Below are 14,019 nucleotides of genomic sequence, written 5' to 3'. Positions count from 1 at the left end.
TCCGATGTTAGCTACCCGACAGTTAAGTTTCAGTTATCAGGATGAGCCCGTCTTACAGAATTTGACCATGGATTTTAGCCGACATGCCGTTACCGGCCTGTTAGGGGCGAATGGTTGCGGCAAATCCACGTTGTTTATGAATCTGAGCGGCATTCTGCGTCCCCAACAGGGTGAGGTTTTATGGCAAGACCAGCCTATTGGTTATGGTAAAGCCCATTTGCGGGCCTTGCGCCAGCGGGTGACGACAGTATTTCAGGATCCGGAACAGCAAATTTTCTATACCGATATCGACAGTGATATCGCTTTCAGTTTACGTAATCTTGGCATTGATGAGGCGCTGATTGCGCAGCGTGTTGAACGGGCGCTGGCGCTGGTGGATGCTCATGAATTCCGTCATAAGCCAATCCAACATCTGAGTCATGGACAGAAAAAGCGTGTCGCGATAGCGGGGGCATTGGTGATGGAGGCGGAATATCTGCTGTTGGATGAACCGACCGCCGGGTTGGACCCTTCTGGCCGACAACATATGATCGCTATCATCGAACGTATTGTGGCAGAAGGAAAACGGGTGATTATTTCCAGCCATGATATCGATTTAATCTACAACGTCTGTGATTATCTGTACGTACTATCCCACGGTAAATTGGTCTGTGCAGGTGAAACTGCTGAGGTCTTTCTGCAACATGAACAGTTGCAGGCTGCCGGATTGGTGCAGCCTTGGTTGGTTAAGATCCACAGCGAACTGGGGTTGCCATTGTGTAAAACTGAGGAGCAACTTTTTGCTCTGCTACGTCAGCGTAATAATTAAGGAAATGACATATGAGTCTGTCTTTAATGCTGCAAGGTACGGCATCCGATGTTGGAAAAAGCATATTGGTGGCGGGATTATGCCGTATTTTTGTTCAGGATGGTTATCGCTGTGCGCCGTTTAAGTCACAGAATATGGCGCTGAATTCTGGTATCACTGCTAACGGTGAAGAGATGGGGCGGGCGCAGATTTTTCAGGCGGAAGCGGCGGGTATAGAACCTGATGTACGAATGAACCCGATATTGCTAAAACCTACCAGCGATTGTAAGGCGCAGGTTGTGTTGATGGGAAAAGTGGCCTGTAGCATGAATGCGGTGGAATATCACCAGTACAAGCCCCGTTTGCAGCAGCAAATCTGTGAAGTTTTTCACAGTCTGGCCGGTGAATATGACGTGATGGTGCTGGAAGGCGCCGGTAGCCCGGCGGAGATCAATCTGCGTGATCGGGATATTGTCAACATGGGAATGGCGGAGATGGTTGATGCACCGGTGCTGTTGGTGGCGGATATCGATCGCGGCGGCGTATTTGCGGCCATTTACGGTACGCTGGCACTGTTACTGCCGGAGGAGAAAGCACGGATCAAAGGGGTGATCATCAATAAATTCCGTGGTGATATCAGCCTGCTCCAGCCGGGTATTGAACAGATTGAAGCCTTAACCGGGGTGCCTGTGCTGGGCGTGATGCCTTGGCTGAATATTGACCTGGAAGATGAAGATGGTGTAGCGCTGCAAACCGGTAAATACGATGGTGCAGCCGAAAAGGCGCTGGATATTGCCGTGGTTCGTTTGCCTTACATTGCCAATTTTACCGACTTTAATGCACTGGCAATGCAACCGGATGTTCGCTTGCGTTATGTGACTCAGCCATCAGAGTTGCAGTCGTCGGATCTGATTATCTTACCTGGCAGCAAAAACACGCTGGGCGATCTGCGATGGCTGCGACAGAACGGATTTGTGGATGCTCTGTTGACGGCACATCAGTCTGGTATTCCGGTTATCGGTATCTGTGGCGGTTATCAAATGCTGGGGAAGCGGATTATCGATGGAGTGGAATCGGGTATTGACCAGATGGATGGCCTTGGATTGCTGGATGTGGAAACCCGATTTGCCCATGAAAAAGTGACAACCAGGGTAAACGGTAGCTGCCTGATGGCGTTGCCGGGGTTGCTATCAGATTGCATTGAGCAACCGGTCCGTGGTTATGAGATTCATATGGGAAGTTCGTTATTGGGGACGGATGCAACACCGTTTGCCTGTATTACCGATCGTAACGGTCAATCCGGCAGTTGGTTTGATGGTGCGGTCAATCGGGAGGGCAGTGTGATGGGCAGTTATATTCATGGCCTGTTCGATAGTACCCATTTTACTCGTGCTCTGCTTAATGCTTTGCGTCAGCGTAAAGGATTGATGGCTTATCAGGGAGATACATTGGATTATGCCCACTACAAACAGACACAGTTTGACCTTTTGGCAGAAGCCATGCGTGAACATCTGGATATAGAACGAATTTATCAGTGTATGAAAAGCCATCAACAAGGTTCGGTGCCGTGATTTTGATTACCGGCGGCGCTCGCAGTGGTAAAAGTGTGCTGGCGGAGAAACTGGCGGCACAAGCCAGTGAGCAGGTGTTGTATATTGCGACAGCCGTGGTGACAGACAGCGAAATGGCTGAACGTATACGACTGCACCGTGAAAACCGGCCGGCCCATTGGCGTACATGGGAGGGCTATCGTGATCTTGGTGCGGTAATTACCACGCAAATCCAGCCGGGAGAAGCGGTCATTCTTGAATGTATTACTACATTGATTACCAATCTATTATTTGATCAGGCTGGAGAGACTTCACCTGAACAGATGGATTTTGCTGTATTGGAGGTGGAGATTCAGCAGCAAATTAGCGATCTGTTAGCGGCTTGTACCGGCGTGACTTCACCGATCTATCTGGTTACTAACGAACTGGGAATGGGCATCGTGCCGGAAAACAGACTGGCGCGCCATTTCCGTGACATCGCAGGAAGGGTTAACCAGCGGCTGGCGGCAGCTGCCAGTGAGGTATTTCTGATGGTCTCGGGGATTGAGGTAAAAATTAAATGAATCTGCGTCTGTTTCTTGCCACCTTGCAATTTATGACTCGCATCTCCGTTCCGTCGCGCTGGACACAGGGTGTGGAAATGGATCAATACGTGCGTGGTATTGCCGGTTTTCCATTTGTCGGCTTGATCGTCGGTACACTTGCTGCGGTTATTTTTACCTTGCTTGCGCCTTGGTGTGGCGCGCCGCTGGCGGCATTAAGTTACGTATTAGTGCTGGCATTGCTAACGGGTGCGCTTCATCTTGATGGTTTGGCGGATACCTGTGATGGCGTGTTTTCCGCCCGTAGCCGGGAAAGAATGCTGGAGATTATGCGTGACAGCCGTTTGGGAACTAACGGCGGGCTGGCGTTGATCTTCCTTATTCTGACGAAAGTGCTGGTCGTGAGCGAATTAGCGCTGCATGACGTCCCGATGTTGGTGACCTTAATCGCTGCGTCAGTAGCGGGCAGGAGTGCGATTGTGTTGTTAATGTATCGCCAGCGTTGTGCCCGTGAAGGAGGTGGGTTGGGAAATCTCTATATTGGCCGGGTTAATGGTCATCAGGCAGCGTTAACATTATTGAGTGGGATGATGTTGATTACTCTGCTGGCTGGGGTGCCTGGTGTGTTGGCATTGGTGATCACGCTGTTGGTTATTGGGTTACTGGCGATTTATTTGCATCGTCGTTTAGGTGGACAGACAGGCGATACCTTGGGTGCGTCTGTGGAAATTGGGGAACTGGTGTTTTTACTGGCGCTACTGTGAGTCACGTTGATGCGACTATTTTTGGTTAGACATGGTCAGACGGAAGCGAATTTGAGCGGCGTTTTCTGTGGTATGACCGATGTGGAACTGACCGAAACGGGAATAAACCAGGCTCGGCAGGTTGCCCGCTATCTATCGGCAGTGACATTTTCGCAAGCGATAAGCAGCATGTTACAGCGGGCGCGTCATACTGCGGAAATTATTCTGGCGGATCGTCGGTTATCAGCCGGCATTAATGCGCAACTCAATGAAATGCATTTCGGCGCATGGGAAATGCGTCACCATCACGATTTGCAATATGAAGACGCTGAAGCTTGGGCTGCCTGGTTAGCCTACTGGCAACAAGCCTCTCCTACCGGTGGTGAAACCTTTCCTGCATTTGCTGCACGTATAGAAAACGTGGCGCAGCAACTGCTGAAACAGGAAAATCAGGATAATTTATTGCTGGTGGCTCATCAGGGGGTACTTGGCCTGTTATTGGCGCGTTTGCTGGCTATGCCGCCTTCTGCCATGTGGCATTTTCATTTTGAACAGGGTGCATACAGCGTAGTAGAAATCCATCATGGATTTACTACGTTGCGTACATTTAATAGCCGGGCTTGCTGGCAACCTGAGACGCGGGAATAACGCTATGCAATCATCTTCATCAATCTCATTTTCATCGATCATTAGTGCGATTGTGCCGCTGGATAGCGTGGCTATGGCGCGTACTGCTACCCGATTGGATGGATTGCTTAAACCAACGGGCAGTCTTGGGCGTTTGGAACATCTGGCAATTCAACTTGCCGGAATGCGGGGATTATCGGGCCATCATATTGATCGTAAACAAATCATTGTGATGGTGGCTGATCATGGGGTTTATGACGAAGGCGTGACGATATCCCCTAAATCGGCAACGGCTATTCACGCCCAGAATATGGTGAAAGGGAGCACGGGGGTTTGTGTGCTGGCAGTGAATGCGGGCGCAGAGGTTAAAGTTGTGGACGTGGGAATTGACAGTGATCCGCTGCCGGGATTGGTGGACATGAGGGCAGGGCGTGGCAGTGGCAATATTGCTTGCGGACCGGCAATGAGCCGTCAGCAAGCCGAAGAGCTGTTGCTGGCAAGCGTATGCTTGACGTTGGAACAAGCCGCAGATGGCGTGAAACTGTTTGGCGTGGGTGAATTGGGCATGGCGAATACCACACCGGCGGCGGCGGCGGTCAGCGTTTTTACGGACAGCGATCCACAACAGATCGTAGGCATTGGTGCCAACTTTCCCAGTGATCGTTTGCATCATAAAGTGGCGATTGTGCGGCAGGCGATTGAAATCAATCGGCCTGATGCCAGTGACGGCATTGATGTGTTGGCGAAGGTCGGTGGTTATGATTTGGTGGGGATGGCGGGCGTGATGCTTGGCGCGGCTTCTGCCGGACTGCCGGTCATTCTGGATGGTTTTCCCTCTTACGCTGCGGCGTTGGCAGCCTGCCGTATCGCTCCCGATGTGCGCCATTACCTTATCCCATCACATTTATCGGCTGAGAAAGGCTCAATTATTGCATTGCAACATCTGCAACTGGAACCTTATCTGCATCTGGACATGCGTCTGGGAGAGGGCAGCGGCGCGGCGCTGGCTATGCATCTGGTGGATGCGGCTTGCGCTACGTATAACAATATGGGGCTATTGGCCGATAGCAATATTGTGCTGCCGTCGTAAAAGAATGAGAGAAAAAGCGTTGCCACCCTCTTCATCAAGTTCTTTAAAAGCAGTGTGAAGGTATATCTCAGCAAACTCAGGGTCCTTACGGATCATTTCAATTACTGCTTCATTGTGATTACGTGATGTCCTCATGGTTTCCAATGCTAAATATAAATTAAGGTTTTTGACGGAAGGGATTAGAAAACACCCTGCATTATGCCAGCATTTTACTGAGTGCTGATCTCTGGTCTCTTATTGGCGTGGGTCACACCAATAAGAGACTGAATAAAGCTTTATGTTGTTGCCTCCGTTACCTATCAGTGTGAAGTCACGGATACCTCAAGATTTTTACCCATTGCCCCGATAGCACGCTGAACAGTGTCGATTTTTGTTGAATGCCGTAAATTAAAAATACGTTGTACTTCCTGTTTTTTAACCGTAATACGCTTGGCCAGCTCCACCTGAGTTAAGCCGGAATCAACAAACGTATTCAACATCATAATTTTTGCCGCAACACTTATCGGTACATCGACAAAATCACCTGTTATTGAACCAGGTAAAGGCACTTTCTCATTATCTTCAAAATAAAATTCAAAAGCGGTAATAAGTGCATCAAGCGCCATTTCTAGCGCTTCTTCGCGTGTATCACCTTGTGTAAGGGCTTCTGGTATATCGGGAAACGATACAACAAAGCCGCCCTCATCGGCTGACTTTAGGTTTACTGGATATCGCATATTTTTCACCATCCCTCCTTTTTGTTGAACATAGAGTTATGGTAATCATTTTTGATTACCTTGGTCAACATTTATATTTGTTATTTTCATGCTTGAAACAGAAAAGGATAATTTATCTGTTTTAGGGGCTTTCTGCTCTGCTATAACTACCCTTGGACAAAAACTTTAAGTATTTTAGGTAAATATATCTTGTACAATTTGATTATTAATATCTTTCATCTATTCTGAGGTTGCTTGGATGAGTAAAAGAATTAAATTCGATTACTAACACAAAAGTATTAATTGAATCTGTTTTGTCATGAAATATATCACATTTTTTGGAATGAAATTTATAACTAATTATAATTCTTATTAATTTAATATATATTCATGTTTTTGAAAATTGACTAACTGATGGTTCTTTATGGCGAATATAATCTATTTGGAAGTTAAGGGTGATAAACAAGGATTAATATCACAAGGATGTTCAACAGTTGATTCTATTGGCAACACATGTCAGCTTGGTCATGAAGACCATATATTCGTTTATGAATTGACATCGAATATAACCCGAGGTCAACATGTCAACCATCAGCCGGTTGAGATAAGAAAGCCAATCGATAAATCTTCTCCTCTTTTGGGTTTAGCTATAACCAATAAAGAATCACTTCAATGTATTTTTTATTTTTACAGAACATCAACAAAAGGTGGTTTAGAACTCTATTATAAGATAAAACTCACCGGCGCATATCTATGTGGATTGAATGGGTTTTATCCAAATTCATCTACGCATAATGAGTGTCAGCCACAGGAAAGTTTATCTTTGATGTACCAGTCAATCACGTGGGAACATGTTATGTCTGGCACAAGTGCATATAGCATATGGGAAGACAACGTTTATTGAGGCTTTTATGAAAGGGATATCTCATCTTTCTTATGACTTAAATAATTACGCTTCGTCATTGAAGCGTAAAGCACATTTGGCTGCCAGTTTTTTTATAGAAGATAGCCAATTGAGAATGTCATATTTAAAAGAAATTGATGACTTTGTTAATATAAAAACACGTGAGTTTAAAAATACATTTGATATAAGTGAAAAAAAGAGATTAGTTTATGAAGTAAAAGATGAATATGAAAATACTGAAAAAGAATATCAAGTTTTAAGGCGTAAGGATTATACCAAATATATTATAACCGATATATTTGAGGATCAGGGAGTGGTTAAATATGCAAAAATAGGGGGTGGTGTTGTTGCTGGTATTGTTCAGTCAGCTGCTGGTGTTGCTGTAATTAAGTCAGGGAGACTTGTAAAATCTAAAACGGTTCAGTCAATTGGGGCTGTTTTGTTCGCCCATGGCGTTAATAATACTTATGAGTCTGTTAGCCCTATTTTCTATGAAAGTCAAGATATAGGTTGGGTTAGGGAAGGATATCGGCATATCTCTCATGTTTTAGGTTATGATTATGATGTAGCTGATGTTGCTTATAGTTCAGTTGATTTAGTAGCAAGTGCATATGGAACGTATGGGATGCTTAGGCTTAAGCCTATTAAATCTCAGAATAATATATCAGGGGGCTATACTGTTAAGCCGGGTACGGGAAAATTATTTAGGTATATTAACGAAGATTTTATCAGAACTTGGAAATTAACATCAAAGCCTATGCTAACTATTCAAGTATCAAGTAGTGGATATAAATTTAAACTTTTGATAGACGACATATATAAACTTCATGATGATTGAAGTTTAGTTTTTATTTTAAAACGGAAGTAAAGTATTGATAATTTTAATTCTGTTATGAAATTAATAGAATGACCGAATAAAAATAAAAAAGATGTTGTTGTTAATAAGTAAACAAAAAACATTAATGGAATTCCATATGCTTTTCCACTGAAAAACATTCCTAACATTATGAATGAACAAATAAGTGTTGAATATATTATTGGCATGGCTACTTCTTCGCCTCTAAACAATAGATAATGACAAAAACAATCTGTTTTACTTTTATATTTATCATAAATGTAGGGGTTGTCTTTATGAAGAATTAGAAAATTTCTCTTTATCTTAAGCAATTCTTTTAAGGTGAATCCACTATTTAATATTAACTTTCTTAAGTCAGTTAAGTTCATTTATTTAGATCCGATTTTATTTAGTTTTATAATCGGTTATTTCTATCATGTTTTATTAATAAACTCAAGGATTAAATTTTTTTATTTTAAAACGAATATAGAATATTGCTAATTTTAATCCTATTATGAAATTACAATTAACAGAGTAGCTGAAATAAAATAAAGCTGATGTTGTTATTGATAAGTAAACAAAAGTCATCAATGGAATTCCATATGCTTGCCCACTGAAAAACATTCCTGATATTATAAATAAGTTAATTAGTGTTGAATATATTAATGGTATGGCGATTTCTTCACCTATAAGTAACAGATAATGACAAAAACAATCTGTTTTACTTTTATATTTATCATAAATGTAGGGGTCGTCTTTATGAAGAATCAGAAAATTTCTCTTTATCTTAAGCAATTCTTTTAAGGTGAATCCACTATTTAATATTAACTTTCTTAAGTCAGCTAAATTCATTTTTTTAAACTCGTTTTTATAACTATATAAATGGCTTGTCGTAACATATTTAATTTTTTATAGCTGCTTTAAATGTTCTTTTATTCTGAAACGAATATAGAAAATGACTAATTTTATGCATGTGAAAAGATTATAACGATAGCGATGATAAAAAGATTTATAGCATATGCATATTATTGTTGAAATGATATAAAGAATCGATACTAATGATAAATAGGATATTGAATTCTCGTCATAGAGGAAAATCTCCATTATTATGCAGCCTGCATACATGAGAGTAAAAAATAACACTGGATCGCCGGCATCTTCAGCAAGCACTATTATGACATTGTAAATATTATCGTTTTTTGTATAATACTTTATTACATATCTTCTTTCATCATCATCAAGATTTTTAAAGGTCCTTTGCATCATAAGAAGCTCTTTAAATGTGAATCCGCTACTGAGGGTTAATTTTCTTAATTTTTCCAAATCCATTTATTTAACCTATACCCGTGCTCATTGAAACTGCTTGATTTTCCCCAAAATGAGGATTCATGGTATCAGTCATGAAAATATTCATTACCGATGAACAAAAAGCCGAACTTGAGCACCTCCATCCCATGCAGGGGACGAAACTCGCTTATGGCTGTATGCGCAAAGGCCAGAAAACCGCGGTGAAAACAACGGGAAGCCGTACCCGTCTGAATCCTGCATCTTCAAGTTAAGCGGGTATATAATATTTAGCTGATATAATGACTTATTATAACATAACTATTGTTTTGTTATACTTAATAAATGCTTTCTTTAGACCTGTTTTTCGCAGGTTTGTTGTGCTTGTAAATTTTCGAATTATGCTAACCGTTTTGCCGATAAACTAAAACCAATAAAAAATGAATGAATTTTCAATAAAATCACATAAAATTTTTCTCCTCTATGGAATTAAAGTTTACGTAATGCCGTTATATGGGGTGATTTTATTCTTAATTATGTAAAAGGGATTTGTCCCTTAAGTGAAATGTTATTAGAATAGGATAACGCGGAAAAAACGGTATCTAATTTCGGTGGTTGCTTATTATAATGTTGAATAATGACTTATAAACGATGAATTCGTTAACGATATCTTTTACTGCACTGATAAATTTCAATATTTAACTGCTTTTGAAAAGTGTTAAGTTAAATTTTACAGGTTAAATCACCTGTTATATATGTATCTAACTAACAGGATGATTGAAGTCTATTTTTAATTTTAAAACGAATGTAGATAATTAACAGTTTTGACCCTGTAAATAATTCTGTTTAATTTTTCCTTGTCATATTTTCATTAATAAAACCATATGTGTTTTTACTTAATTATAAATAGAATTTTAAAAGTTTCTTGAGGTTATATGCATAAATCCGTAATGTATTTCAAATTCGTGCAATTCATATATTTTAACGGAAACTTTACTATGTCTGACAAGCACTCAATTTGGCGATACACCATGCCGATAGCACTTTTGCTGATGGCGCCTTTTGATTTACTTGCTTCTCTGGCCATGGATATTTACCTTCCCGTGGTGCCAGCTATGCCCGACGTATTCAATACGAGTCCGTCAGTTATCCAGCTCACCTTAAGCCTTTATCTATTGGCCCTGGGATTGGGGCAGGTGCTCTTTGGACCACTTTCTGACCGCATCGGCCGACGTCCTGTTTTGCTCGGTGGTGCCACTTTCTTCGTTATTGCCTCAGTAGGGATCGCGACATCAACTTCTCCTTCTGTCTTCGTTGCCTTCCGACTTATCCAAGCCCTCGGCGCGTCAGCAGCGCTCGTCACGACTTTTGCAACGGTACGTGATGTATACTCTGACCGTCCAGAGAGCGCTGTAATCTACAGCCTGTTTAGTTCAATGCTAGCCTGCGTGCCTGCTCTGGCACCGATATTAGGCGCTTTTTTGGCGGATGGGTTCGGCTGGCGAGCGATCTTCTGGTTCTTGGCTCTGGTGGCGGTTCTGCCGTTACTACACGCAGCATTTCGTTGGCATGAAACTCGTATGTCGGATGTTTCCGGAGGTTTGTCAGTCATTCCTATTTTGGTAAGCGGTAAGTTCTGGCTTTACACATTCGCCTTTGGAACCGCGATGGGGACATTTTTCGTATTTTTCTCCACTGCACCAAGAGTGTTGATCGGAAAAGCTGGCTATTCTGAATTACAGTTTAGTTTTGCTTTCTCGACTGTTGCACTTGTCATGATAGTGACAACAGGTTTTGCAAAGCGATTTGTCGGCAAGTGGGGCATCGCTGGTAGCGTATGGCGTGGCATGGCGCTGCTGGTCTTTGGTGCTGCAATCTTAGCTGTAACATGGACGATAGGTGAACCATCCTTTGCTACGTTTGTATTGCCGATGTGGGTGATGGCTGTCGGGATGATCTTCATTGCATCTGTCACAGCCAACGGTGCACTCGCTGATTTTAATGACCGGGCAGGCTCGGCCGTGGCTATCTACTTCTGTGGTCAAAGCGTTATTGTTTCTCTTTTCGGCACAGCAGCTGTCGTAGGCATGGGCGGTGATACAGCTTGGCCGCTTGTCACTTTTCCATTCATATTTGCAGGTACGGTTCTCATAGCTATGAGAGTTTTCCCTGCTTGGAGTCGTTGAGATATTTCAATAATCTTATGAAATAATTTTCGGAATGCTGGGGCGACTATTTCCTTAAGAGACGGTAACAGTCGCCTTCTGAATTTGAACTCATGATTTATTATCGATCTTGTAAATATTTCTGATTTATCAGAACATATTTATTCCTTTATTTATTATGCCTAATAAATTTTCAAATAAAGAAAGTTTTTTCTTTGCGTGCAGCTAATAGTTCATCAAGTAATGTATATTCTTCTTCCAGTTTGTCGTATTCAGCTTTGAATTTTGGATCTTTCATCCAGTTAGCAACCATTTCATCGTGTGTTATGGTTGGAGGGATACGTTTACCAGTCATTCTTTTTGATCTCCTTTAATCTGGCTTCTGCAATGGTTCTCTTTTTGGATGGTGTTTTTTACGTCTTTTTAATGAAGCTGACGTAACATTCTTGTTATGTTTTCACAAGGTCTTGCAAGGCAAAGGAGACTCATCTGGATTCTCTCTATTTCAATTCATTATTTTTTAAGTACCTGTTTATGATGCTGGAATAATCAGTTTCTATCAACGACTAAGAGCAATGCCGGAGGCTTGTTGTGCCAGCATATTTTTAGCTAAATCGACAATAATTGCGGCGGCTTCGATTGGCGGTGTTCCGCCCCGGTGAATGTTGGAGATACAAGTGCGGTCCGCCTCAACGGTTTTTTCTACGGTCGGTTTGTAGACCGCATAGCAGGAGAGGCTTTCCGATTGCCCCAATCCCGGACGTTCCCCGATGAGCAAGATAACCACTTTAGCTTTCAGCAATTCGCCAATCTGATCTTCAATTTTAACGCGGCCATAGCGCACAAAGAACGGCGTGCCAATGCACAATCCTGCTTGTTCCAGTCCTTTCAGCAGAGGTGGCAAAATATCTTCATAGTTGGAAATAATAGCATCAGTAGAGAGACCATCGGAGACAACAACCTGTACGTCAGGATCAGTTTTACACTGTGTCAGCAGAGTTTCTACAGCATTGGCGCTGAGTTTTCTGCCAAGATCAGGGCGAGTCAGATAGAGGTTTTTGTCGCTGATTTGAGATTGCACTTCCAGCAACCCTTGTTTTTCTATCCATTCGACAGGAACTTCTTTCAGCACCGTATCCTTGGAACGGGAGTGGTCAGCCAGAAAACGCAGTAGTGCCTGGGTGCGTGGACGTGGGCCGCTGCGACCGGTACATACTCTTGATACGGTACTGCGGCGTAATTCCTGTAGGACTTCCATACGGTTCGGATTTTGTACACCAATCCACAGCTTGGCTTCCAGCGAGCCTAAGTCCAGCGTACAGTTTTCCGCTTCGTCAATGATTTCAGGAGATGCAGGTGATTCCTGACCAGATACTACATTGCTTACATTTTCTTCAATTTGTTTTTGGTTCATATGATTTATCTCAACAAAACATCAGAAAAAGAACGACGCATCACCTGCGCGTGATGTTAAGCGCCCGTTTGCCATGATTCCCATGTTTTCCAGCCAGTGTTCAAACTCTGGTGATGGACGCAAATTGAGCAGGTGACGGATGGTAGCGGTATCGTGGAAAGCAGATGTTTGGTAATTGAGCATAATGTCATCACCGAGCGGCATGCCCATGATGAAGTTACACCCTGCGGTTGCCAGCAGGATCATCAGGTTTTCATTCTGGTTCTGATCGGAATCTGCATGATTGGTATAGCAGCAGTCACATCCCATTGAGACACCGCTGAGTTTTCCCATAAAGTGATCTTCCAGTCCGGCGCGGATGATTTGGCGATCATTGTAGAGGTATTCCGGCCCGATGAAGCCGACGACGGTGTTAACCAGGAATGGGTCATAATGGCGCGCCAGACCGTAGTTCCGTGCTTCCATTGTCACCTGATCGGCACCAAAGTGAGCGCCAGCGGAGAGGGCAGAACCTTGGCCGGTTTCAAGATACAGGCAGTTACTGCCGGCAAGACGGCAATATTCCGCGCCGACAGCTTGTGCTTCATCCAACATCGCTAGCTCTACCCCAAACTCTTTCAGCCCTTTTTCGCTGCCACAGATACTTTGGAAAATTAAACCGCCCGGCGCCCCACGCTTAATAGCTTCTATTTGGGTGGTGACATGGGCTAAGACACAGCCCTGTGTTGGGATGGCGAATTTGTCGATTACCTCATAGATGGTGTCCAACACGCGAGTCAGGTTTTCCACATCGTCCGTTACCGGGTTAACGCCGATAACTGCATCGCCAACGCCAAACGCCAGTCCTTCGTAAATCTGGGCCAGAATGCTTTGTACTTCGTCGCGGGTATCGTTGGGTTGAAGGCGGGCGCTGAACGTTCCCGGTGTGCCGATGGTGGTATTGGCTTTTTTGATCACCGGCATTTTTTTCGCGCCATAAATCAAGTCGGCGTTGGAGCTGATTTTTGCCACAGCCGCGACCACTTCGGAACTTATCCCTTTGCGAAGAAAGGCAATATCATCCACGCTGGTGTCATCGCTCAATATATATTCACGCAGTTCGCCAATACGCCAGTTTTTTATGCGAGTGTAGGCAATTTCGTTAATGTCATCCTGAATAATGCGGGTAACGCAATCTTCTTCATAGGGAATAACCGGATTCATACGGATATCCGCTATCGTCATTTCCGACAGGACATGTTTAGCCGCTACACGTTGTTGAGAACTTTCGGCAGCTACCCCGGCTAATATATCCCCTGAACGCAGTTCGTTAGCCATTGCCAGCACCTGTTTGACATCCTTAAACTGATACGTTTTACCAAAAAGCTGTGTTTTTAATTTCAT

The 14,019-nt window shown here is 43.3% G+C and carries 15 protein-coding genes; 10 read left to right on the top strand and 5 right to left on the bottom strand.

Annotated elements, in window-relative coordinates:
• The first annotated feature begins 4 nt into the window (after positions 1-4).
• The 6 genes from LGZ99_RS15560 to cobT are packed head-to-tail and all read left to right on the top strand — an operon-like array spanning position 5 to position 5,339.
• Positions 5-808: an ATP-binding cassette domain-containing protein gene (locus LGZ99_RS15560; RefSeq protein WP_036840064.1), complete on the top strand. Its 804-nt coding sequence runs from the start codon at positions 5-7 to the stop codon at positions 806-808.
• Positions 809-819: 11 nt separating this feature from the next.
• Positions 820-2,358: a cobyric acid synthase gene (locus LGZ99_RS15555; protein WP_262979302.1), complete on the top strand. Its 1,539-nt coding sequence runs from the start codon at positions 820-822 to the stop codon at positions 2,356-2,358.
• The gene (gene cobU / locus LGZ99_RS15550) at positions 2,355-2,900 is read left to right on the top strand and encodes a bifunctional adenosylcobinamide kinase/adenosylcobinamide-phosphate guanylyltransferase (protein WP_262979301.1); all 546 of its coding nucleotides are present in this window, start codon (positions 2,355-2,357) and stop codon (positions 2,898-2,900) included. Before LGZ99_RS15555 ends, cobU begins: the two co-directional genes overlap by 4 nt.
• On the top strand, positions 2,897-3,643 hold the full coding sequence (cobS, locus tag LGZ99_RS15545; protein WP_262979300.1) for an adenosylcobinamide-GDP ribazoletransferase: 747 nt from the start codon (positions 2,897-2,899) through the stop codon (positions 3,641-3,643). The genes cobU and cobS overlap by 4 nt, the downstream gene beginning before the upstream one ends.
• 9 nt (positions 3,644-3,652) lie before the next feature.
• The gene (locus LGZ99_RS15540) at positions 3,653-4,270 is read left to right on the top strand and encodes an adenosylcobalamin/alpha-ribazole phosphatase (protein ID WP_036840057.1); all 618 of its coding nucleotides are present in this window, start codon (positions 3,653-3,655) and stop codon (positions 4,268-4,270) included.
• Positions 4,271-4,274: 4 nt separating this feature from the next.
• Complete coding sequence (gene cobT / locus LGZ99_RS15535) at positions 4,275-5,339, top strand: nicotinate-nucleotide--dimethylbenzimidazole phosphoribosyltransferase (RefSeq protein ID WP_036840056.1); 1,065 nt, start codon at positions 4,275-4,277, stop codon at positions 5,337-5,339.
• 299 nt (positions 5,340-5,638) lie between these two features.
• On the opposite strand, the gene LGZ99_RS15530 is transcribed toward cobT, so the two are convergent.
• Complete coding sequence (locus tag LGZ99_RS15530) at positions 5,639-6,055, bottom strand: type II toxin-antitoxin system HicB family antitoxin (protein WP_031280631.1); 417 nt, start codon at positions 6,053-6,055, stop codon at positions 5,639-5,641.
• A gap of 403 nt (positions 6,056-6,458) precedes the next feature.
• Between LGZ99_RS15530 and LGZ99_RS15525 the strand changes: the two genes are divergently transcribed.
• Together LGZ99_RS15525 and LGZ99_RS15520 are read left to right on the top strand one after the other, a co-directional pair.
• Positions 6,459-6,938 carry an Hcp family type VI secretion system effector gene (locus LGZ99_RS15525; RefSeq protein ID WP_023046028.1) on the top strand — a complete coding sequence of 160 codons (480 nt, stop codon included), beginning with the start codon at positions 6,459-6,461 and terminating at the stop codon, positions 6,936-6,938.
• A gap of 7 nt (positions 6,939-6,945) precedes the next feature.
• Positions 6,946-7,776: a DUF4225 domain-containing protein gene (locus LGZ99_RS15520; RefSeq protein WP_023046027.1), complete on the top strand. Its 831-nt coding sequence runs from the start codon at positions 6,946-6,948 to the stop codon at positions 7,774-7,776.
• Positions 7,777-8,226: 450 nt separating this feature from the next.
• Here the strand turns inward: LGZ99_RS15520 and LGZ99_RS15510 are convergent, their stop codons facing one another.
• Positions 8,227-8,625, bottom strand: coding sequence for a hypothetical protein (locus LGZ99_RS15510; protein WP_262979299.1), 399 nt, complete (start codon positions 8,623-8,625; stop codon positions 8,227-8,229).
• Between the two features lie 548 nt (positions 8,626-9,173).
• On the opposite strand from LGZ99_RS15510, the gene LGZ99_RS15505 reads away from it, so the two are divergent.
• Both LGZ99_RS15505 and cml read left to right on the top strand, forming a co-directional pair.
• Positions 9,174-9,332 carry a hypothetical protein gene (locus LGZ99_RS15505; RefSeq protein ID WP_390894011.1) on the top strand — a complete coding sequence of 53 codons (159 nt, stop codon included), beginning with the start codon at positions 9,174-9,176 and terminating at the stop codon, positions 9,330-9,332.
• A gap of 723 nt (positions 9,333-10,055) precedes the next feature.
• Positions 10,056-11,243, top strand: a complete 1,188-nt coding sequence (cml, locus tag LGZ99_RS15500) for a CmlA/FloR family chloramphenicol efflux MFS transporter (protein WP_036840111.1) — start codon at positions 10,056-10,058, stop codon at positions 11,241-11,243.
• Positions 11,244-11,415: 172 nt separating this feature from the next.
• On the opposite strand, the gene LGZ99_RS15495 is transcribed toward cml, so the two are convergent.
• The 3 genes from LGZ99_RS15495 to LGZ99_RS15485 all read right to left on the bottom strand — a co-directional run bounded on the left by LGZ99_RS15495 (position 11,416) and on the right by LGZ99_RS15485 (position 14,019).
• Positions 11,416-11,577, bottom strand: a complete 162-nt coding sequence (locus LGZ99_RS15495) for a hypothetical protein (protein WP_021324520.1) — start codon at positions 11,575-11,577, stop codon at positions 11,416-11,418.
• Positions 11,578-11,781: 204 nt separating this feature from the next.
• The gene (gene eutC, locus LGZ99_RS15490; protein ID WP_036840052.1) at positions 11,782-12,636 is read right to left on the bottom strand and encodes an ethanolamine ammonia-lyase subunit EutC; all 855 of its coding nucleotides are present in this window, start codon (positions 12,634-12,636) and stop codon (positions 11,782-11,784) included.
• A 21-nt stretch (positions 12,637-12,657) separates the two neighbouring features.
• Complete coding sequence (locus LGZ99_RS15485; protein WP_262979298.1) at positions 12,658-14,019, bottom strand: ethanolamine ammonia-lyase subunit EutB; 1,362 nt, start codon at positions 14,017-14,019, stop codon at positions 12,658-12,660.

This window comes from Photorhabdus temperata (assembly GCF_025384845.1).
Lineage (GTDB): Bacteria > Pseudomonadota > Gammaproteobacteria > Enterobacterales > Enterobacteriaceae > Photorhabdus > Photorhabdus temperata.
This window is presented reverse-complemented; position numbering and strand designations above follow the sequence as displayed.